We start from the raw sequence: 20,531 nt of genomic DNA, 5'->3' as shown, positions 1-20,531 counted from the left end.
GTGAGACGTCCTCCGGGTAGCCCGCGAGATGCGGACGGTGCGCTGTTCTGGTCATCCGGAATCGGCGGCTGACTCGTGCGGGCGGTCGGGTCAAGGCTGTGCGCGGAGGTTTCGGACGGCCCCTGAGACGCTGATCTGCGGCCACACTTCCCCCGGAGGGCCGGTGCGCCCGCCGTGGGATCACCCCCTGTTACCGGCTGACGGGTGTCCCTGTCAACACGCGCGCCCCCGCGCCCCCGGTCGTGCCCCGGCCGGGGGCGGCGTCGCCGCCCCCGGATAGGTGTTTTCCGGATGTCCGGTCAAGCCCGCAACTCCAGGACGGCGCGGTAGGCGGCGGTGATCGCCGCGTCGGCGTAGGCGGCCGGCACCGAGTCGGAGTTGGCGATCGCGATCCGGCCGAACCGGCGGCGGGCCAGGGTGGCGGGCAGCGGCCCGTGGGGGTAGAAGTCGAGGTTCCACGGGGTGGCGTACTCCGGCGCGTAGCCGTGGCCCCACCGGTTGATCGTGATCGCCTGGATGTCGCGGGTCGCGTCGAAACCGCCCGGCCCGAGCAGGCGGGTGAGCTGGTCGCGGATGCTGTACTCCAGGTGACTGTAGGGCGTCGCGAGCAGCTCGTAGCGCCCGGCGACCGCGCCGTCGGAGGGTGACATGCCCCGTACGGCCGGCGTGCGGACCATGTGCACGTTGATCGGCTCGTGGGGCCTCCTCGGGCACCGGTAGTCCCCGATGCCGACCGGGTGGTCCAGTTCGGCCACGCACCAGTAGGCGCCGGTGAAGCGGGTGCGGTGGACGCCCACCCTCCTCCAGGACTCCCAGCCGCGGAGCTGGACCGTCGCGTACAGCAGCGGCACCTTGACGGCGCCGCGGAGCGCCCGATCCTGGTCGGGGGGGAGCCCGGCGACCAGATGGGGGATCATCATGTTCCAGCAGGCCATGATCACGTTGGCGGCCTGGACGGTCCGCACCCTCTCGCCGTCGAAGTAGCCGACCGTGGCGGTGGCGGCCGTGTCGGGATCGCCGTCGTTGGCCGCCGAGACCACCGGGCTGGACAGGCGGACGCGGACCCCGTTGCCCGGCAGGTCGAGCCTGTCGTAGTCGAACCCCGCGGTGGTGACGCCCTCCATGTCGCCGGCCGTGGCGAAGCCCGGGACCATCCGGGCGATCATCATCCGGACCAGCGCCTGGTTGCCCTCGGGGAAGTGGTGGACGCGCGGGTCGCCGGCGCCCCAATTTTTGATCATGCTCGGCGAGTTGTACTCCGACGGCTTGGCGCGGTCGAGCCCCAGCCCGCCGAACCCCGGATAGCCGTGGCCGCCGGCGCTGCCCCAGGCGTCGATCGCGCCGAAGGCGTCGGAGCCGTAGCCCCACTCGTCGTTCGGCATGGTCTGGACGAACCCCAGCACGTCCGGGTGGACCTTGCAGACGTCCCTGAGGAAGCCCGCGTAGGTCAGCCTGGACAGCCGCTCCTTCTTCTCGCCGTCCGACAGGCCGGGGAACCAGTCGGGCGGGTCTGCGTACAGCATGAGCAGGTCCCTCCTGGCCTGCTCGGCGACGGGTAACTCCGCGACCCACCGGGAGGTCCCCTTGCCCGGGGCGAGGACCACCAGCCTGTCGGCCGAGAAGGTCTCCCGGTCGCAGAAGACGCTGTCGTACATCTTGAGCCCGGGGTAGAGCCCGTGGTCGAAGCAGTCACCCAGCCTCTGGAGCCCCACCCCGAGCTTGCCGAGCAGGTCCCTGCCCTCGGGGGTCCACGCCGAGGGCGCCTCGATCGACGGGGATCCGCCGTACCCGACCAGCGGTCCCCGGCGGCCCCGGGGGTTGAACTCGTTGCGCCGGGCGTGGCCGCCGAAATCGTCGTGGTTGTCCAGGATCAGGATCCGGGCGCCGGGGTCGCCCTCCAGCCACCGGTGGGCCGCGCTCACCCCGCTGATCCCGCCACCCACCACGATCAGGTCGTAGCGCTCGCCGGTGGGCTTGGGGGTGCCCGCGTGTCTCCAGAACCTGTTGTCGCGCAGGGCGTGTGGCACGCTGAGGGCCTCGGGAGTGTCGCCCTGGAGTCCGGTGAGGGTGGGGGGGTAATAGGACCCCTGAGAGCCTCTCGGGGCTCGCGTGGCGCCGCCCGTCCCCGTCGCGCCGGCCCCTGCCGCCGTCCGGGCTTCCCGGGGCCGGGGGGCGGCCGGACCCAGCGCGGCCACCCCGGCGACCGCGGCCACGCCGTCGAAGAAGTCACGGCGGGAGATATGCCGGTCCATGCCCAGATCTCGGGCCCTGCGGGAAGTGATCTCCTGGGGATCGGTCATGGGGTGATCATCACGATCCGGCCGGCCGGCCACGGCCGCCTCGCGGTGGTCCCGGGAACTTTTTACCCGCCGTATTGAAACGCTATTCGCGATATCGGCAGGACGGGCGTCATGACACGTCCGCCGGAAACGCGGCCAATAGGCATGCGGTTCCGCGCTCCTCGGGGGAACCCCGCCGCCACGGTGATCGTTGTCGGTTCGAAGACGGAGGGCGCGGGTGCGCGGTGACGGCCCGGCGGGCCGATGCCCCACCACGGCGGGTGGTGGAACGAGGCATGCCGGAGTAGCGTCCGCGGACGTGGATCTGTTTCACGATGGGACGGGGGCCTCGCGTGGTGGGTAAGCAGGGCAGGGTCACCGGCAGGATCGGCCCCGGCCTCGTCGGGGAGGTGATGGTGGAGGTCCGCGGCGGTGTCGAGGCCTTCTACGCGCACTCCACGATCCCCGACGAGGTGATCTCCACCGGCTCGATCGTCGTCGTCGTGGAGTACTTCCCGCCCCGCACGGTCTACGTCGCCCGCGCGCTCGTCTGATCCCCCTCATCTCCCACCGCGGAGGCTGCATTGCCCACCGAGCCCTACCTCGTCGCCGGCGTCGTCCTCGCCGCCCTTGTCATCCTCATCCTGCTGTTCAAGGCCGTCTGGCGGGTGGCCGAACCCAACGAGGCGCTGATCATCTCCGGTCTCGGCGCCCGCGGCAGGACCGAGCTGACCGACAGCCTCGGCTTCAAGATCATCACTGGCAAGGGCACCTCCGTGCTCCCCGGCTTCCAGACCGCCCGCCGCCTGCGCCTGGACAGCCGCGCGGCCAACCTCCAGGTCTCCTGTGTCACCCAGCAGGGCATCCCGGTGGTCGTGCGGGGTGTGGTGATCTACAAGGTCGGCGACGACCTGCACTCCATCGCCAACGCCGCCCGCCGCTTCCTCGACCAGCAGGACTCGATGAACGGCGCCATCCACGAGCTGTTCACCGGCCACCTGCGCTCGATCATCGGCAACCTGACCGTCGAGGACCTCATCCTCAACCGCGAGCGGCTCACCGGGGAGACCCGCGCCTCCGCCGCCGACGAGATGATCAAACTTGGCCTGATCGTCGACTCCCTGCAGATCCAGGAGATCGACGACGAGACCGGCTACATCACCAACCTGGGCAAGCCGCACGCCGCCAGGATCGCCGCCTCCGCCCGCATCGCCGAGGCCCAGCGCGACCAGGAGGCCACCGAGGCCGAGCAGGTCGCCGCGGCCAACAAGGCGGCCGCCTGGCGCGACGCCCAGATCAAGCAGGCCGCCTACCAGGCGGAGATCGACGAGGCGCAGGCCAGGTCCCGCCAGGCGGGCCCGCTCTCGGAGGCGTCCGCCCGTCAGGAGGTCGTGGTCCAGGAGACCCGCGCCGCCGAACTGGAGGCGGCGCTGGCCGAGCAGCGGCTCCAGGCCCAGGTCCGCAAGCCCGCCGACGCCAGGGCGTACGAGACCGTGACGCTCTCCCAGGCCGAGCGCGACGCCCGCATCGCCCAGGCCGAGGCCGAGGCCCGCGAGACCGAGCTCCGCGCCGTGGCGCAGGCGTCCCAGGTCAAGCAGGCCGCCGCGGCCGAGGCGGAGTCGGTACGGCTGCGCGGCCTCGCGGCGGCCGAGGCGACCAAGGCCACCGGTCTCGGTGAGGCGGAGGCCGCCAAGGCCCGGGGGCTGGCCGCGGCCGAGGCCGCCAAGGCGCAGGGACTCGCGGAGGCCGAGGCGGCCAGGGCGAAGGGCCTGGCCGAGGCGGACGCGATCCGCGCCCGGTCCGAGGCCCTCGCCGAGAACCAGGAGGCGGTCATCGCCCAGCAGCTCGCCGAGAACTGGCCGCGGATCGTGGAGGCGGGGGCGCGGGCCTTCGGCAACGTCGACCACATGGTGGTCCTCAACGGGGCCCAGGGGATCGAGGAGATGCTGGCCAAGGCGCTCACCCTCGGCGGCACCGGCCTCGGCCTCGCCCGCTCCCTGCTGAACGGCGCCGCCCCCGCCTCGGGGGGCGGTCCCGAGGCCAACGGCAAGGCCGTCGACCCCGCCCCCTGAGGCGGGGGCGCCCGCCCGTCCCCACCCGTACGGCCCCGAGGCGGGGACGCCTCAGGGCCGGTAGCGGCTCAGCATGGTGGCGACGCACGACGGGCGGGCGGCGCCCTCCACCGTGATCTCGACGATCCAGGCCGCGTCGACGTCACCGCCCCGATCCGTCACCGCGTCGAGCCGGACCGTGCCGCCGACCCGGGCCCCGGCCGGGACGGCGGCGGGGAAGCGGACCCGGTCCAGACCGTAGTTGATCGCGTACGAGACGCCGGTCGTGGTCTGCAGCTCGTCCAAAACCCACGAGCACAGCGCCAGGGTGAGGAACCCGTGCGCGATCGTCCGGCCGAACGGCCCCCGCCGGGCCCGCTCGACGTCGGTGTGGATCCACTGCTCGTCGCCGGTGATCCGGCCGAACGCGGTGACGTCGTCCTGGGTGACCGTACGCCACCCGGTCGGGCCGAGCCGGATCCCCACGGACCCGGCGAGGTCGCCGAGTCCGTGGAAGACGTGCCGTTCCGGTGCCGGGCGCGCGGCGGTGTCCGGGCCGGGCGCGGCGGCGTCTTTGGTGCCGGTCACGGCGATCCGCGGGTGAGCAGGACCTGGCCGGTCATGATGGCCGAGTCGTCGGAGGCGAGAAAGGCGATCACCCTCGCGATGTCCTCGGGGGTGGCGACCCGGCCCAGTGCCGCCTTGGCGGCCGAGTTCGCCTTGAACTCCTCGTAGTCGAGGCCGATCCGCTGCGCGGTCGCGCGGGTCATCTCGGTCTCGACGAATCCGGGGGCGACGGCGTTGACGTTGACGCCGAACTTGCCGAGCTCGATGGCGAGGGTCTTGGCGAGGCCCTCGATTCCCGCCTTGGCGGCCGAGTAGTTCGCCTGTCCCCGGCTGCCGCCCGCGGAGTCCGACGACAGGAACACCATCTTCCCGTGGCGCTGGGCGACCATCGGGCGCTGCACGGCCCGCGCGCAGTTGAAGGTGCCGGTCAGGTGGGTGTCGATGACCGATCTCCAGTCGTCGTCACTCATCTTGAACAGCAGGTTGTCACGGAGCACGCCCGCGCAGGTGACCAGGATGTCCACCCGGCCGTGGTCCTGGCAGAGCCGCTCGACGGTCGCGTCGACACTCCGCGCGTCGCTCACGTCGCACGCGTAGGACGTCGCCTCGCCGCCCAGCCCCCGTAGCCGGGTGGCGACCTTCTCGGCCGCCGCGTGGTTGAGGTCGACGACACCGACCACGGCGCCCTCGGCGGCCAGCAGTTCGGCGACGGAGGCGCCGATGCCCCCGGCCGCGCCGGTGACAAGGGCCACGCGCCTGGCGAATCTCATCGGGTTTCCTCTCCGGGGGATGAGCCGGTGGATCTCATGCCGCTCCGTTCCTCTACTGGTCTTCTCTTCTTCTACCGGTCTTCCGGATCCGTGGCCGCGAGGGGCGCGGCGGATCCGGGGGGCTGTTCGGAAGGGGCCGGTCGTAGCAGGCCCTCCGCCCAGGTGGAGCCGCTGAGGCGGTCGTAGACGGCGCGGATGCGCTTCTGCGCGGCCGTGCCCATGGCGGTGGTGACCGAGGCCACGAGCGCCTCGATGAGGGCCACGACCCCGGCACGCGAGTCGAAGGGGCCGACCCCCGCGGTGTCGCAGACGAACACGTAGCGGGCGTGGTCGGCCGCCGGGGAGATCCACTTGTCGGTGAAGAGCACGACCGTGGCGTGCTGACCGGCCGCCTGCCTGACGTAGTCGATGGTTCCGCGCTGGTAGCGACGGAAGTCGAAGGCCACGATGACGTGCCGCCGGGTGACGTCGAGAAGCTCGACGGAGAAGCCGCTGGGGTTGGCGCGGACGTGACGGACGTCGCCGCGGAGCTGGCTCAGCAGGCTCAGCAGGTGGAGGCTGCAGACGTCGCTCTCGAACCCGCCGAGGGTGAGAACGGGTCTTTTGACGTCCGACAGCAGCGCCACGACCTCGTCGAACTCGGAGCGCTCGACGTGTTCGGCGGTCTCGGCCACGTTCTCCGAGAGGCGGCTGAGGACGGCGCCGAGATCGTCGTCCTTCCCGTCCCGCTGCCCCTCACCTCCGGCTCTGGTGGAGGGCTCGCTCATCCGGGCGTAGACCTCGTCGAGCAGCGCCCGCTGGAAGTCCGCGTACGCGTTGTAGCCGAGCTTGGCCAGCAGCCGCAGCACGGTCGGCGCGCTGACCTGGGCGCGCTCGGACAGCTTGGGGAGGGATTCGAGGCCGGCGATGGGATACTGCGAGATCAGTATTCGTACGACTTTGCGCTCCGCGGCGGTGAGCTGCGGCCCGCGCAGGCGGAGCAGCTCGCTCACCGTACGGCCCGCGGCCGGCGCCTGGTCGTCACTCTGCGTCATGGCGCCATCTGTTCGGGGATCTGTTCATGATCACTCTCAGTGGATGGGAGGGGTACGGCGGCTGGGGTGGTCCGGCCGCGCTCCGGGTGTGCCGGTCGCGGGATCACCAGTGCATCACCGACGAGCACGTCTGTCTCGCGAACAAACAGGGGATTGACGTCGATCGCCGCCACCTGTTCCCGCAGGGCGACGGCCACGTCGCCGAGCCGGACCAGGAAGGAGGCGACGGCGGAGAGATCCACCGCCGGACGCCCCCGGGCACCCCGCAGGATCTTCACGCCTCGAAGATTCTCCACCATCGCGAGCGCGCCCGCGTGGTCCAGCGGGGGAATTCCCAGACTGGTGTCGTCGAGGACCTCGGCGAACACGCCGCCCATGCCGACCATGACGGCGGGCCCCCACCGAGGGTCGACCACGACGCCCGCGATCAGTTCGGCGACCGGCCTGATGTGCCGCGCGACGAGGACGCCGTCGATGGGCAGATCGCCCGCGACGCGGGCCAGGGTGTCGTACGCCGCGCCCACCTGGCCGGCGTCCCGGAGGTCGAGCAGCACCCCGCCGAGCTCTGACTTGTGCGGGATGTCCGCCGACTGGATCTTCGCCACCACGGGGTAGCCGAGGGCCTCGGCCGCGGCGACGGCCCCCTCGCGGTCGGTGGCCAGCCGCCCCTCGTTCACGGGCAGGCCGTACCGTCCGAGCAGGCCGATGCTCTCGTGCTCGTTGAGCGCCTGGGCGGCGGTCTCCAGGACGGGGTCCACGGTGTCCACCGGTCTCACCGGGGCTGCCGCGTTCAGCGCCCCCCCGGCCTCCCCGGTGAGACCGGTGTCCGGCGCCGGTCGCCCGGAGACGGACGGCCCGGACACCTCGGACGGCCCGGCATGGGCGGCGGCCCGGGTGGCGTGCGCGGCGTTCTCGCCGTACTCGGCGAGGTGGCCGAGGGTTCTGACGGCCTGGGCGAGGCCGTCGCAGACGTGCAGGCCGCGCCCGTGGAAGTAGGCCTGGCGGGAGGTGTCCACGTCTCCGGCGAGGGTGCCGGCGAGCAGAATCGGAATCGACGGCGCGGCGATCGCGTCGGCGATGCCGCGCATCCGCTCGGCGATGTCGTCGAGCTCCCCCTCCGAGGCGGGGGGAAGGTCCAGGTTGACGATCATGGCGTCGTAGACGCCGGCCTGGGCGAGCTCGCCCACGCACGCCCGCAGCAGGCCCGGATCGTCGACGATGGCGCCGGTCGTGTCCAGCGGGTTCTGCGGCGTGCCGAACGAGGGGAGGACCGAGGTCAGGCGGTCCCGCACCCCGGGCGGGATCTCCGGCAGGGTGAGCGAGGTCTCCTGGACCAGGTCGGCGGCCATGCCGCAGGCCCCGCCCGAGGCGCTGACCACGGCCACCCGGCGTCCCCGGGGCCAGCCGGCCGTCGCGAACGCCGCCGCCGTCTCGACGAGGTCCTCCGGGGTGGAGACCCTGGTCACCCCGAGGTCGCCGAAGACCGCGTCCACCAGCCGGTCGTCGCCGGTCAGGGCGCCCGTGTGCGCCAGCGCCGCCCGCGCGGCGATCTCCGAACGGCCCGCCTTGACGGCGACGATGGGCTTGCCCAGCTCCCGGGCCCGCTCCGCGACCCGCCTGAAGTGCTCGGGCTCCCGGATGCCCTCCAGATACATGGCGATCACCCGCACCGCCGGATGCTCGATGAGCTCCTCGGCGATCGACGCCGAGGTGAACATCGCCTCGTTCCCGACCGAGACGAGGTGGGACAGGCCGAGGGAACGGCGCTGGGCGGCCCGGTGGATCAGCTGGAGCAGGGCGCCGCTCTGGCTGATCACCGCGACGGCTCCCGGCTCCATCGGCGGGCTGACCCGGTCGGCGAACGCGGCCAGCCCGGAGTGGTAGTCGATGAGGCCGAGGCAGTTGGGTCCGAGAAGCGCGATTCCGAGCTCCTCGCAGCGGCGCAGCAGCGCCGCCTGGTGCGCGGCACCCTCCGCCCCCTTCTCGCCGAGCCCGGAGGTGAGCGCGACGATCGAGGTGACCCTCTTCTTCCCGCACTGCTCGACGATGTCGTCGAGCCGCGCGCTGGAGGTCATCACGAAGGCCAGGTCCACCGGGCCCGGCACCGCGTCCAGATCGGGGTGGCAGGGCCGCCCGAACTGCCGGCTCCTGGTGGGGTTGACCAGGTGGACGTCACCGTCGAAGCCGAAGGCCGCGAGGTTCCGGACGAGGTGCCGGGACCAGAAGGACTGCTCGCTCACCCCGACGAGGGCGACGGATCTGGCCCGCAGCAGCCGGCCGAACCGAGGCGTCATCCGTCCTCACCCGGCCCGGATCCGGCGAGGCGGAAGAACGGGCGGGCGGGGTCGCCGGTGACGACGAGGACCACCTCGTCGCCGATGGCGACCTCCCCGGCTCGCTCGCCGATGATCTCTGTGATCATTCTGGGCCCCTCCGCGAGGTCGACGAGGGCGATCACGTAGGTTCCGCCGCCGCGTTCGTGGATCGTGGTGAAGCTGTGCACCGTCGCCCGTCCCCGGGCGGTGACCCAGGTCAGACGCTCGCCGCCGCAGCCCGTGCAGACCGCGCGCGGGTAGAAGAGGTGCCGTCCGCAGTCGTCGCACCTCGGCATGTCCAGCCGGCCCTCGCCGAGCGCGGCCCAGAACGGCCGGGAGTCGGCGTCCTCGTAGGCCGATGGGTAGACCCTGGTCATCAGTCTCTCCCGAGTATGAGCGTCGATGTCGCGCTGAGTTCGCCACCCGTGCCGTGGGCCAGGGCGAGCTCGGCGCCGGGCACCTGACGGTCCCCGCACGCCCCCCTGAGCTGCCGGACCGCCTCGATGATGGTGAAGATTCCGTACTCTCCGGGGTGGCAGTAGGAGAGCCCGCCGCCGTTGGTGTTGGTCGGCAGGTCGCCGCCGGGCGCGGTCCGTCCCTCGGCGACGAGGGCGCCCGCCTCACCGGGGCCGCAGAGGCCGAGCGACTCCATGGTCAGCAGCACGGTGACGGTGAAGGAGTCGTAGATCTGGAAGACGTCGATGTCGCCGATGCCGGCACCGGCCTCACGGAGGGCCCGCGCGCCGCTGGAGGCGGCGGCGGTCCGGGTCAGCTCGGGCATCGACGAGACGTTCATGTGGGTGGAGGCGTCGCCGTGGCCGAGGATGAACACCGGGCGTTCCGGCAGGTCGCGGGCGCGGGCCTCGCCCACCAGGACGATCGCCCCGCCGCCGTCGGTCACCAGGCAGCAGTCCAGCGCGTGCAGCGGATCGGCGATCATGCGGGAGTTCAGCACGTCGTCGACGGTGAGCGGGTCCCGCCGGTAGGCGGCGGGGTTGAGCCCGGCCCACTGCCGGGCGGCGACGGCGACCGCGGCGAGCTGTTCGGAGGTCGCCCCGTGCTCGTGGAGGTAACGCCGCGCGGCGAGCGCGTACGCGGTGATGGGGAACGGGGCGCCCCACATGCGCTCGTACTGGCCGGGACCGTACACCGGCGCCGAGGGCGCGCCCGGCGGGTTCCAGCTCCGGGGGGCTCGCGCGTAGCCCACCACGACGACCTCGGCCCGGCCGTCCCTGATCGCCTGGGCGGCGTGCGCGGCCTGTGACAGGAAGGACGCCCCGCCCAGGGCGGTGGTGTCGTGGTAGGTCGGCCGGATGCCGAGATATTCGGCCATGCGGACGCTGGGGGCGTACTCCCCGGCGAGGTCCGAGGTGCAGTAGCCGTCCACGTCGGCCAGGCTCAGCCCGGCCTCCCCGAGCGCCCGGGTCACCGCCTGCGCCTGAAGCGCCATCGGCGTCCTCCCCGTGATGCCGAGATCCGACTCCGCGACCCCCGCGATGGCCACCCGACCGCTCATCCGTGCCCTCACCAGCCTCTCCACCCGGCGGCCCGTCTTGTCCCGGCCACGCCGAGACTGTAGCACAACATTACATCTTGTACCGAATATGGCAATCCTGTAATGTTCGTGACGTGCCCGAGGGTGGCATCGAGTCATCGCGCCCCCGGTCGGCGAGGCCAGGGGCGCAGTATGCAGGGAGTCATTCATGACAGGCCGCTATGACGTCATCGTGGTGGGCGCGGGGATTACCGGTTGCGTGACGGCCGCCGAGCTGGCCGCACGCGGCTTCGAGGTGCTGGTCGTCGACAAGGACGACGTCGCCTACGAGGCCTCCGGCCGGAACATGGGTGCCATCGGGATCCTCGGAAAGTACGCCTCCGACATCGCCGGCGCCAGCGTGGAGAAGTGGGACAGGGCCGTGAGCGAGCTGCCCACGCCCTTCGAGTACCAGAAGATGGGGCGGCTCTGCCCCGCGCACTCGGCCGAGGACATGCTGATCCTTGAGGAGATGCGCGAAACGGCCAAGGACAACGGCATCAAGATCGAGATGCTCTCCGCCTCGGACGTGCGAGAGCGCTTTCCCGAACTCTCCAAGGACATCATCGGCGCCGCCTACAGCGCCGAGGACGCCCTCGTCGACTCGGTGGCCGCGACCAAGGCCTACGCCGCGCTGGCCCGCGGGCGGGGGGTCCACTTCCGGATGGGCGAGACGGTCAGCCGGGTGCGCACACGTCAGGGGGCCGTCGCCGGCGTCGAGCTGCTGTCCGGAGAGGTCGTCACCGCCAAGAAGGTGCTCCTGGCCGCCGGGGTCTGGACGACCAGGCTCCTCGACCGGCTCCGCATCCGCCTCCCCATGCAGCTGGTCTGCATCTACCACGGGGAGACCCAGCCGATCGAGCGGAGCTTCGACTACTTCCTGCGCGGCCCGGACTACGGCGCCCGGCAGATGTCCGACGGGGTGATCCGGGTCACCGGCGGATACCGGACGCTCGGCGCCGGCCACTACCTGAGCTTTCACGACTTCCGCGACATGCTCATCTGGATCCCCAGGCTCATCGACCGCCGCAAGGAGGTCCAGTTCCGATTCGACCCGCGCATCCTCAAGTCCGAGATCCAGGCATCCCTGGGCGCGGCCCCGGCGCCGAGCGGCTTCGACCCGCTGGTGCCCCAGAAGTTCCCGAGGCGGAAGCTCGCGGCGCTCCAGGGCGTTCTCCCCGGTGTCGGTCACGCGCGGATCGTGCGGACCATCGCCGGACTGGTCGACATGACCGCCGACGCGCTGCCCGTCCTCGGGCCGATCGAGCGCCTCGACGGCCTCTACGTGGCGACCGGCTTCAGCGGGCAGGGCTTCGGGCTCGGCCCGGTGGTGGGCGAGCTGCTCGCCCAGTCCATGTCGGGTGAGCCGACCTCGCTCCCCCTGCACCCCTACCGCTGGTCGCGTTTCCAGGACCGCAAGCAGATCCCCGTGCCTCACCGGCTCGTTTGACATCCTCCCCCGCCTGAAGACGGGGGATTCCAACCGTTCCTACACCGTTAAGAGGAGGTCGGGTTGAGGTTCGCGGTTCGTCGGCCCGCCCAACGGCGGGCCTCCCCGCGCAGCGACCGCGTGCCCCGCGGCCGTATCCCGGAGGTTGCGGGCCGCGTTGACGTCGGCGTTGTCCCGGTGCCCGCAGGCCACACACAAGAAGAGGGCTTGGCCCTCGCGGCTCTCCCCGGCGATGTGCCCGCAGGCGTTGCAGGTCCGCGACGTGTAACGCGGGTTGATCTTCCGGACCCGGCCCGGAGCCTTGTGTTCCAGCCGGGTCACGAGCCGGCCCCACCCGGCGGCGAGGATGCCCCGGTTCAGCCCGGCCTTCTGCCGGACGTTCCGGCCGGGCGCGGCGAGGGTGCCGCGTGCGGACCGGGTCATGTTGCGGATCTTCAGGTTCTCGACCGCCATGACGTCGAAGCGGCGGGCCAGACCGGTGCTGGCCTTCTCCACCCAGTCCTTGCGCCGGTCGGCTTCGCGGGCCTTGAGCCGGGCGATCGCGGCCTTTACCTTGGCGCGCGACCAGCGAAACCGCACCCAGCCGACCTTGGGAACCCTTACCTCACCGACATGGCGCGACAAGCGGCGCACATCGCCCGGCTTGACCGCGACGACGCGGAACCCCTCGCCCCGGCCACGCTTACGGAAGGCCGGGCGGCGGTGGGTGCCGCCGAAGAAGTTCGCCATGGCCTGGGCGAAATCCTTGAGCGCCTGCTGCTGCACGATGATCGACCCGCCGCGCAGCCACCCAAACTCCGCCCGCGCCTCGGTGAGCTGACGGCACTGCTCGGCGAAACCGGGCGCGCCCTTGCGGCCCGGCTTCCAATGAGCGTGCTGCTCGACGGCGAGATTCCACACATATCGGGCGTGCCCGCAGTGCCCGGCCAACGCCGCCTCCTGGGCGGGGGTGGGCCGAAGCCGGAAGCGGGACACGCCGATCAACCTACCGAGCCCTGCCGACAAAACCAGGAGACCACCGTGCCTGACCGTGCCGCGTTTCCTCCCCGCCCCGAAGGACGGGGCATCCACGCTGGAGGTAGCTGGTGAACCCCGATGAGGAACGCCGCCTGACCGAGTTCAGGGCCACCGTACGCCGATGGGTGGCCGAGAACCGGGTGGACGGGCTGCCCAAGGACGGCGACGTCTGGACCAGGGACGTCGGCCCGGAGATGGCCGAATGGCTGGAGCGCCTGCGGCGGCGCGGCTGGCTCTGCCTGCACTGGCCGGTCGAGTACGGCGGCGCCGGCATGGGCCCGCTGGAGCTGGCCGTCCTGGACGAGGAGTTCGCCGTGGCGGGCGTGCCCCGGCCCATGCTGGGCTTCGGTGAGGCGCTGGTCGGCCCGGCCATCATCGCGCACGGCACCGAGGAGCAGCGCAGGCGGCTGCTGCCCCGCATCGTCAGCCGCCAGGACGTGTACTGCCAGGGGTTCTCCGAACCCGACGCGGGCTCCGACCTGGCCGGCGTGCGGACCCGGGGGATCGTGGACGGCGACACCCTGTCGATCACCGGGCAGAAGACCTGGACCTCGGAGGCGCACGGCGCCGACATGTGCTTCGTGCTGTGCAGGACCGACCCCGAGGCGCAGAAACACCAGGGGCTGACCTTCGTCCTGGTCCCCATGACCGGCAACAACGTGGAGGTCCGCCCCATCCGGCAGATGGACGGCCGCCTGGACTACAGCGAGGTGTACTTCGACGACTCGAAGGCCTCGATCGCCGACGTCATCGGCGGACTCGGCAACGGCTGGCGTGTCACCATGACCACGCTCGGCGCCGAGCGCTCCATGGGCTACGCCTTCCGGCACTTCGAGTTCCTCGACGAGTTCAGGGACGTGCTGGCGGTCGTGCGCGAGGACGGCAGGGCCGACGATCCGCTGGTCCGCCAGGGCATGGCGGAGGCGTACACGCTGCTGGAGGTCGTGCGCTTCCTCGGCCGCAGCCGGCTCGACCGGCTCGCCGAGGCCGAGCCCGAGGGCCCCGAGATGATCATGTACAAGCTGCTCTGGTCCGAGGCGCACCGCCGGATGGGCGAGATCTACATGGACGTCGTCGGCCCCCGCGCCGCCCTGCGCCCGGCCGGGGACGACTACTCGGTGGACACCTGGCACGACGTCCTCTTCAAGGGCCAGGCGGAGACCATCTACGCCGGCACCAGCGAGATCCAGCGCAACATCATCGCCGAGCGACTGCTCGGCCTCCCGAGGCGGTGACCTTGTGACCCTTGCCGGATACACGGACGAGCAGAAGGAGTTCCAGCGACTCGTCCGTCAGATAGTGAACGATCGGGACACCCTCGCCGCGGCCCGGGAGGTGGACTCCGCCGGATGCTACGGAGACTCCTGGCGCGGCCTGGCCGAGGAGACCGGGCTCGCGGGAGTCGCCGTCGCCGAGGAGCACGGCGGCGCGGGGCTCCCCGCCGGGATGATGTTCGTCATCGCCGAGGAACTCGGCCGGGGACTCTTCACCGGCCCCTACCTCACCAGCTGCGTGATGGCCTCCTCCCTCCTGCGGTCCTACAGCGACGGCCCCGGCCGCGCGGCGCTCCTTGAGTCGATCGCCTCCGGGGCGGTCACCGCGACCCTGGCGTGGGTGGAGAACCCGGTGAGCTGGCTGGTGAGCGACACCGTCGCCACCCGCGCGGTGTCCACCGGCTCCGGCGGCCACCGCCTGGACGGCGTCAAGCGCCTCGTGGTCGACGGCGTCACCGCGGACGTGGTTCTCGTCCTGGCCGCGAAGGAGGACGGCGACCTCGGCCTGTTCGCGGTGGGGACGTCCGCCCCCTCGGTCACGGTCACGCCGTCCGAGACGCTCGACCTCACGCTGCGCCTGGCCGAGCTGCGCTTCGAGAACGCCCCCGCCACCGAGATCCCGCTCACCGCCGGGGCCGTCGAGGCGCTGGAGAGGACCCTCGACCTGGCCCGGCTGGCCGTCGCGGCGGCCCAGGTCGGCGCGGCCCGCCGCTGCCTGGAGCTCTCCGTCGACTACGCCAAGACCCGGCACCAGTTCGACAAGCCGATCGGCACCTTCCAGGCCGTCAAGCACATGTGCGCGGACATGGCCGTGGCCGTCGAGTCCGCCTGGGCCTCGGTCGCGTTCGCGGTCCGCTCCCTGGAGTCCGAGCCCGAACGGCTGCGCACCCTGTCACCGCTGGTCTCCGCCTACGTCTGCGACGTCTACCGCGCCGTCACCCGCGACACCGTCCACGTCCACGGCGGCATCGGCTTCACCTGGGAGCACGACGCCCACCTGTACTTCAAGCACGCCCAGTCGACGGCCGCCCTCTTCGGCACCCCCGCCGAGCTGAGAGAACTCCTCGCCACGAGGGTGGGTCTCGCCGGCGCCTTCACCCCGATCGGCTTCGGCGACCCGGCCTGACCACCCGGCCGGTACCCCTCGCCCCCTGGGGAACGAGGAGTACCGGCCGCTTCAGACGGCGGGCCCGGTGCGGCGACGCGCCCCCGCACCGGGCCCGCTCATACAACTCCGGACAGGGCACCTCCCCGGCCGTCGAGAGCACCGTCGAACCGGCCCGCGTGAGAGGGCGCCACGATCGCGGATCAGCCGTACAGGTCGCCGAGCCCGATCAGGTCGACCTCGCCCTGCCGGCCCAGCCGGAGGAGCTCCTCGGTGAAGCCCGATCCCGAGTAGCACACCAGGCGGGTCCGCGAGGTGTCGTATCTGCCGTTGTGGGCGATGAGATCGCGGATACGCCGGAGGCGGTCGAGATGCCCGATCCCCATGGTCTCCCCCCACTTGGCCTCGCCGATCGCGAGCAGCGGAGGCTTGCCGTCGTCGGCGTGCCCCACGGCCGCCACGTCCACCTCGTGGGTCGTTTTGTTCGCCGGGTCGTTGACGGTGCCCGCCGTCACCTGGGAGGGCCAGCCTCCGAAACGGTCTTCCGCGAAATGGAGCGTCCAGTCGCGGCACAGTCTCTCGAAGTGCGGCCCCAGCACGTTTCCGGCGAATCTCTGCTTGGCGCGCTGCCAGATCCGGTCGGTGGCTCCGGCACGCATGAGCTGCGGCCAGAAGGGGCGCATCATCACGTGATAGAAGGTGAGCAGCGGCTCCCTGATCCGGAAGTCGGTGCGGTTGCCGCGGAAGGCGTCGGTCTCGCGGGCGATGAGCCCAGCGTCCTCCAGAACCGTCAGCGGGTGGGACAGTTCGTTGCTTTTACGGCCGACGTATCCGGCGATCCCGCCGCGTCCGCTGTTGCCCTCGGCGATGGCGCCGAGCACCGAGTGATAAAGGGCGCCGTCTCGCAGGTCGGGCTCCTCCGCCAGGAGGTATCTCGCCTCTAGGAACATCGGACTTCCCGGGGACAGGATGGCCCGCACGACCCAGTCGTCGAAGTCGTCCAGACCTCGGGGGGCGTCATAACGGATCATCTCGGTACGGTAGGCGGGCGTACCGCCGACGACGGCGTGGACCATCAGCGCGAGCCGGGGATCTGTCAGTTCCCAGAACCGGGCGGCGAGCCGATAGTCCAGGGTGTTCACAGGTAGGTCCAGCGAGGCCCGCCCGCGCAGCGGCGCGTTGCCCGACAGCAGCCCTCCCATGAAGGACATGGCCGAACCGCACAGCAGTAGCCGGGTCCGCGAGGCCGTGCGCTCGATCCTGCGCGGCGCGTAAGCGGCTTGGATGGCCGAAGGCAGGGAGGGATTGGCGCGGGCGAGGTAGGGAAACTCGTCGATCACGATGGGAACCGGGTGATCTCGGCCGATGCGCAGCAGAACGTCGATCACCGTAGGCCAGTTCGACGGTGTGAACGGGATCGCCGGGTCGAGATGGCGGGTCAGCGCCTCCCCGATGAGGGCGAGCGACTCGGCGTCGGTCGCCTCCTGAGCTGAGAAGTAGAACCCGCCCAGCTCCTGGCAGAGCGACTCCAGCAGGAAGCTCTTCCCTTGACGGCGGCGCCCTGAGACCACACCCAGGGTGGCACCCGGCTGCTCGTCGGCCGCGAACCTCACCAGCGCCGACCACTCACGATCACGGTCGAACATGTCAACGGGCTTCTGCACTCGACCCCCACTATGAGAAGCACAGTTGTGATAACTGTACATCTCTTAACCGGAACCCTCTTGGGAACGCGGACCACACCGGTGCCGCCTCCCGGATCGGGGACGTGCCCGGGGCTTCCGCGAGGCGCTCGTCGGCGGGGCAGGGCACTCTTCGTGGTTTCCGATGGGCGCTCAGGGCCGGTCGGCTATCACCAGGGCGTGGAGGTCGCGGGCGGCGGGCAGTGCGCGGGCCCTGTCGGGAAGGGCGCTCAGGATCTCTCCCACGAGTTTGCGCCGGGCGGCCGTGACGGGGAGGGCGGTCGTGATGTCGAGGGCGTGGCCGAGCCCTTCGGTCACCTCGCGATCCCGGACCATCCCCCATGCCCGGATGAGACCGATGTTCGCCCGCCCTCCCGCCTTCTCCTGCGGGCACGCCGCGAGGGCCTGCTCCACCAGGGGGGTGGCCGCTGTGGTGTCTCCCAGCTTGGTGAGCGCGAAGGCCTCAGTGAATTGGATGCTCTCCAGCGGCACGCCCCATACGGAGATGTGGTCGTCGGTCACCGTGGCCGGTAGCCGCTCGTAGGCGCCTTTGAGCTCGCCGAGGACTTCGCGGGTGAGGTCGGCCCGTCCCTGCGCGGCGAAAATACAGGCGCGGGTCTTCAACGCCGTGTTCAGACCGGGGCACGGCTTGCCGTTGGCGAGACGCACGGCCTCATCCAGCAAGGTGTCCGTGACCGGTCCAGGACGGCCCAGATAGAACGAATCCGACGCTTCGCGGGCTCGTACCCAGACGCTCAACTCACGATCTCCCGAAGCGTCCGCGACCGAGCGGGCCACCCGCCACGAACGCCAGCACGCGCGGGGGCGGGAGGTTTCAGACAGGTCGAGTGCCATGAACGCCGTCAGCTGGGCGTAGACACGCAACAGGGTGGCGTGCTCCGCCGGGGCCTGGGCGCGGGCCAGCACCTGGTCCAGGGCGCGGATGTCGCCCGCCAGATCGGCGACCCTTGAGCCAGGCGGTTCGGTCCACACACCCTGTGCGTAATCCCAGGCGGTCTGCTCCCAGTCGTCCGCGCCGTTCTCGGAGGCGTGACCCGTGATCTGCCGCAGGCCCGCGTGAAGGGCGTCCACCGCGGAGGCGGGAACGCCGGCACCGGCACCCAGCACCGTCAGGATTTGAAGAAGGGCACGACGTTCCACATCATCCTCCTCACGTACCGGGGGATTTATATCCATTTTGCTTCTGCGTAACCGGTCAAGTTCGGCGATAAATATATGGAGCGCCGTAATCTGCCCGTCGGCTCCCAGGGCCTCATCAATCGCCCGGACACTGCTGATATCCGGACGCGATGTGGCACGTTCCCATGCGGAGATCATCGTGTGGTCCACGTGGACGACCCCGGCGATATCGCGCTGTGACAGCTGCCGGACGTCGTCACGCCAGTGACGCATGACGGCCCCGAGCAGGTGCCAGGGGGAGGCGGCGGGATTAACCGGTTGAGGCGTACGCGGCATTCCGTACTCCAAGGCTGGGGAAGGTTGGGGGAGACGCGCCGTCCCCCGGTAAACCTCTTGGATATCTCGTCTGGTCAATTCCACTATTGCACGGACACCGCGGAAAGCCCCGTGAAATGGCGGACCCGCCCGGCGCTGCGAACGTCCGGGCGGGTCCTTGATCAGGAAGGGACTCCTGACCCATGGAAGATGTTAGATCCACAATGCCCACATCCACCATTCCCGGCTGGCAGGTGTTCCTCAGCGACAGGGGCCGCTTCTGGGCCAGCCGCCGGGAGCCGTTCTCCGCCCAGGCCGCCTATGCCGGGGCCGAGCGGACGGTGGACGCCGACACCTTCGAGGAGTTGCGGGCCGAGACCGCCCGCCAGGAGGAGACGGCGACGGCCGGGGTGGTGACGTCATGATGTGGCGCCGCGACCCCCGCGACCCCCGCGACTCCCACCCCTCCGGCACCTCGGGCCGTCACCGCGCCGGGCAGATCCACACCGCCGTGGTGCACCGCCGCCTGTGGGACGGCCCGGCCCGCGCCCAGGCCGAACACCTGGCCCAGGCGTGGCCGAGCTGGACCGTGCTGTACGGCGTGGGCAGCCGCCGCTTCTACGCCATCGCCGCCTGGGTGACGACCGAACCGCTGATGGTCGAGGCCGCCGGCGCCGAGGAGCTGGAGAGGCGGATGTATGAGGCGGTCATGGCCATGACCGCCCGCCGCGAGACCCCCCTCACCGCCCCGGCCACCCCGACCGCTTCGGTGCCCCCGGCCCCTCCGACCGCCTCGACCACGTCGGCGCCCCCGGCCGCCCCGGCACCCCCGAGACCTCCGGCGTCCTCACCTTCCCCGAGCAGGCGCGGCGGCGTTCCTTCCCCGGCATCCGCCGCCGCGCCGCACCATCCCCGCCACCCCTACCGGGACGCGGCCTAACAAGCCGGTGCGGCGGTATCACCTCCCAGGGGACGCCGCACCCCTCACTGTGCGACCCGGGCCGGAGGGGACCCGGGCCGCACCTCGCGGCCCTCTCCTGGAGGGGGAAGAGGGCCGCCCGCACCGGCCGGACCGCACCCCCGGTCCGGCCGGTGCACCCCCGAACACCCGGCCGGCCGCGCCCGCCGTACACGCCGAACTCCTCGACCACGCCCGCCCCCAGCCCCCGCCCCAGCCCCCGCCCCAGATCCCTACCAGGAGATTCCCCATGCAAGGCATCAAGGTCATCGGTGGCGACGGCTCCGCCCTCATCACTTCTTTCCCCGTCCTCCCGCCCCGGTTCGAGGCGCTGCTCACCCCGACCGAGGTCGCCCTGATGTTCCGCGTCGACCCTAAGACCGTCACCCGCTGGGCCCAGGCAGGAAGACTCACCAGCATCCGCACCCTGGGCGGGCACCGCCGCTACCGCAGAGCCGAAGTCCTCGCACTCCTGGCAGACAGCACCCAGAAACGCGACGAGTGACGAACCGCCTGCCGGGGCGGCCCTTCCACCTGCGGGCGGCTCGTGATGACGCGCTCCACGAGCCGTCCGGGCACCACCGGCCGTCCGGGCGCCGCCCCCTGTCTGAGCGGTTCTCGCTCATGCCGTCCGGGTCGCGGTCGTGCTCCCCACGCACGCGGAGGTGGTCCACAGAGACGCCCCGAGGACCGTGGACTACCCGATGGTGGCCGTCCACTGGCCGCGCCGCAGATGGATCGTCCTGTCCGGGGTGATCCGTACCGTGGCGCCGTAGATGGGCAGGCCGCCGTACTGGAGTCAGTAGGCGCGGGCTGCGTCGAGCACGTCCCGCAACAGGCGTGGACTACTCTGCTGTGGGACGTGGAGACAACAAATCCGGTGGCGCCCGAAATGTCCGATCCTTCGAAAGTGCTCGAATTTCACACTCACCGCCGACAACGCCGCAGGTCAGGCAGAGTGCTCCCCGCGCACGCGGGGATGGTCCCCACCTGGGGTTTCCTCACCTACAGGAGGGGCTGTGCTCCCCGCGCACGCGGGG

The 20,531-nt window shown here is 71.4% G+C and carries 19 protein-coding genes, 1 pseudogene and 1 CRISPR repeat array (1 of these 21 cut by a window edge); of the genes and pseudogenes, 9 read left to right on the top strand and 11 right to left on the bottom strand.

What is annotated here, in order from left to right:
• Positions 1-299: 299 nt before the first annotated feature.
• A complete protein-coding gene (locus ABZ194_RS08020; protein ID WP_355593610.1) occupies positions 300-2,300 on the bottom strand; it encodes an NAD(P)-binding protein in 2,001 nt (666 codons plus the stop codon).
• 332 nt (positions 2,301-2,632) lie between these two features.
• Here ABZ194_RS08020 and ABZ194_RS08015 point away from each other — a divergent pair, with 332 nt between their 5' ends.
• Both ABZ194_RS08015 and ABZ194_RS08010 read left to right on the top strand, forming a co-directional pair.
• Positions 2,633-2,833: a hypothetical protein gene (locus ABZ194_RS08015; RefSeq protein WP_355593608.1), complete on the top strand. Its 201-nt coding sequence runs from the start codon at positions 2,633-2,635 to the stop codon at positions 2,831-2,833.
• A 30-nt stretch (positions 2,834-2,863) separates the two neighbouring features.
• On the top strand, positions 2,864-4,351 hold the full coding sequence (locus ABZ194_RS08010; RefSeq protein WP_355593606.1) for an SPFH domain-containing protein: 1,488 nt from the start codon (positions 2,864-2,866) through the stop codon (positions 4,349-4,351).
• A gap of 51 nt (positions 4,352-4,402) precedes the next feature.
• Here ABZ194_RS08010 and ABZ194_RS08005 read toward each other — a convergent pair whose 3' ends face one another.
• The 6 genes from ABZ194_RS08005 to ABZ194_RS07980 all read right to left on the bottom strand — a co-directional run bounded on the left by ABZ194_RS08005 (position 4,403) and on the right by ABZ194_RS07980 (position 10,532).
• A complete protein-coding gene (locus ABZ194_RS08005; protein WP_355593604.1) occupies positions 4,403-4,918 on the bottom strand; it encodes a MaoC family dehydratase in 516 nt (171 codons plus the stop codon).
• Positions 4,915-5,667: a 3-oxoacyl-ACP reductase FabG gene (fabG, locus tag ABZ194_RS08000; protein ID WP_355593602.1), complete on the bottom strand. Its 753-nt coding sequence runs from the start codon at positions 5,665-5,667 to the stop codon at positions 4,915-4,917. Before fabG ends, ABZ194_RS08005 begins: the two co-directional genes overlap by 4 nt.
• A 71-nt stretch (positions 5,668-5,738) precedes the next feature.
• Entirely contained in the window at positions 5,739-6,701 is a 963-nt protein-coding gene (locus ABZ194_RS07995) for a MurR/RpiR family transcriptional regulator (protein ID WP_355593600.1), read from the bottom strand.
• Entirely contained in the window at positions 6,698-8,995 is a 2,298-nt protein-coding gene (locus ABZ194_RS07990; RefSeq protein ID WP_355593598.1) for an acetate--CoA ligase family protein, read from the bottom strand. The genes ABZ194_RS07995 and ABZ194_RS07990 overlap by 4 nt, the downstream gene beginning before the upstream one ends.
• The gene (locus tag ABZ194_RS07985; RefSeq protein ID WP_355593596.1) at positions 8,992-9,393 is read right to left on the bottom strand and encodes an OB-fold domain-containing protein; all 402 of its coding nucleotides are present in this window, start codon (positions 9,391-9,393) and stop codon (positions 8,992-8,994) included. The genes ABZ194_RS07990 and ABZ194_RS07985 overlap by 4 nt, the downstream gene beginning before the upstream one ends.
• On the bottom strand, positions 9,393-10,532 hold the full coding sequence (locus tag ABZ194_RS07980; RefSeq protein ID WP_355593594.1) for an acetyl-CoA acetyltransferase: 1,140 nt from the start codon (positions 10,530-10,532) through the stop codon (positions 9,393-9,395). Before ABZ194_RS07980 ends, ABZ194_RS07985 begins: the two co-directional genes overlap by 1 nt.
• Positions 10,533-10,719: 187 nt before the next feature.
• On the opposite strand from ABZ194_RS07980, the gene ABZ194_RS07975 reads away from it, so the two are divergent.
• Positions 10,720-12,000: an FAD-binding oxidoreductase gene (locus ABZ194_RS07975; protein WP_355593592.1), complete on the top strand. Its 1,281-nt coding sequence runs from the start codon at positions 10,720-10,722 to the stop codon at positions 11,998-12,000.
• Between the two features lie 39 nt (positions 12,001-12,039).
• Here ABZ194_RS07975 and ABZ194_RS07970 read toward each other — a convergent pair whose 3' ends face one another.
• Positions 12,040-12,975, bottom strand: coding sequence for a transposase (locus ABZ194_RS07970; RefSeq protein WP_355593590.1), 936 nt, complete (start codon positions 12,973-12,975; stop codon positions 12,040-12,042).
• A gap of 110 nt (positions 12,976-13,085) precedes the next feature.
• Here ABZ194_RS07970 and ABZ194_RS07965 point away from each other — a divergent pair, with 110 nt between their 5' ends.
• Together ABZ194_RS07965 and ABZ194_RS07960 are read left to right on the top strand one after the other, a co-directional pair.
• Complete coding sequence (locus ABZ194_RS07965; protein ID WP_355593588.1) at positions 13,086-14,252, top strand: acyl-CoA dehydrogenase family protein; 1,167 nt, start codon at positions 13,086-13,088, stop codon at positions 14,250-14,252.
• Positions 14,253-14,256: 4 nt separating this feature from the next.
• Positions 14,257-15,417 carry an acyl-CoA dehydrogenase family protein gene (locus ABZ194_RS07960; protein ID WP_355593586.1) on the top strand — a complete coding sequence of 387 codons (1,161 nt, stop codon included), beginning with the start codon at positions 14,257-14,259 and terminating at the stop codon, positions 15,415-15,417.
• 182 nt (positions 15,418-15,599) lie between these two features.
• Here ABZ194_RS07960 and ABZ194_RS07955 read toward each other — a convergent pair whose 3' ends face one another.
• From ABZ194_RS07955 to ABZ194_RS07945, 3 genes and pseudogenes are all read right to left on the bottom strand, one after another.
• On the bottom strand, positions 15,600-17,060 hold the full coding sequence (locus ABZ194_RS07955; protein WP_355593584.1) for an ATP-binding protein: 1,461 nt from the start codon (positions 17,058-17,060) through the stop codon (positions 15,600-15,602).
• Between the two features lie 171 nt (positions 17,061-17,231).
• Entirely contained in the window at positions 17,232-18,239 is a 1,008-nt protein-coding gene (locus ABZ194_RS07950; protein WP_355593933.1) for a hypothetical protein, read from the bottom strand.
• 102 nt (positions 18,240-18,341) lie between these two features.
• A pseudogene (locus tag ABZ194_RS07945) lies at positions 18,342-18,491 on the bottom strand (helix-turn-helix transcriptional regulator); the annotation flags it as partial.
• Positions 18,492-18,736: 245 nt separating this feature from the next.
• Here ABZ194_RS07945 and ABZ194_RS07940 point away from each other — a divergent pair.
• From ABZ194_RS07940 to ABZ194_RS07925, 4 genes are all read left to right on the top strand, one after another.
• Positions 18,737-18,958, top strand: coding sequence for a hypothetical protein (locus ABZ194_RS07940; protein ID WP_355593582.1), 222 nt, complete (start codon positions 18,737-18,739; stop codon positions 18,956-18,958).
• Positions 18,955-19,473, top strand: a complete 519-nt coding sequence (locus tag ABZ194_RS07935) for a hypothetical protein (RefSeq protein WP_355593580.1) — start codon at positions 18,955-18,957, stop codon at positions 19,471-19,473. The genes ABZ194_RS07940 and ABZ194_RS07935 overlap by 4 nt, the downstream gene beginning before the upstream one ends.
• Positions 19,474-19,783: 310 nt before the next feature.
• Positions 19,784-19,996 (top strand): BldC family transcriptional regulator, encoded by a 213-nt coding sequence (locus ABZ194_RS07930; protein WP_355593916.1) that lies wholly within the window; start codon positions 19,784-19,786, stop codon positions 19,994-19,996.
• Between the two features lie 139 nt (positions 19,997-20,135).
• Positions 20,136-20,267, top strand: a complete 132-nt coding sequence (locus ABZ194_RS07925) for a hypothetical protein (RefSeq protein ID WP_355593578.1) — start codon at positions 20,136-20,138, stop codon at positions 20,265-20,267.
• A gap of 182 nt (positions 20,268-20,449) precedes the next feature.
• Positions 20,450-20,531: direct repeats of the CRISPR family, unit length 29 nt; unit sequence GTGCTCCCCGCGCACGCGGGGATGGTCCC; it runs 1,047 nt beyond the window's last position.

The sequence above is a fragment of the Streptosporangium sp. NPDC006007 genome, assembly GCF_040614315.1.
Lineage (GTDB): Bacteria > Actinomycetota > Actinomycetes > Streptosporangiales > Streptosporangiaceae > Streptosporangium.
Note: the sequence above shows the minus strand (reverse complement) of the source record. Positions and strands in the feature narration are given on the sequence as shown.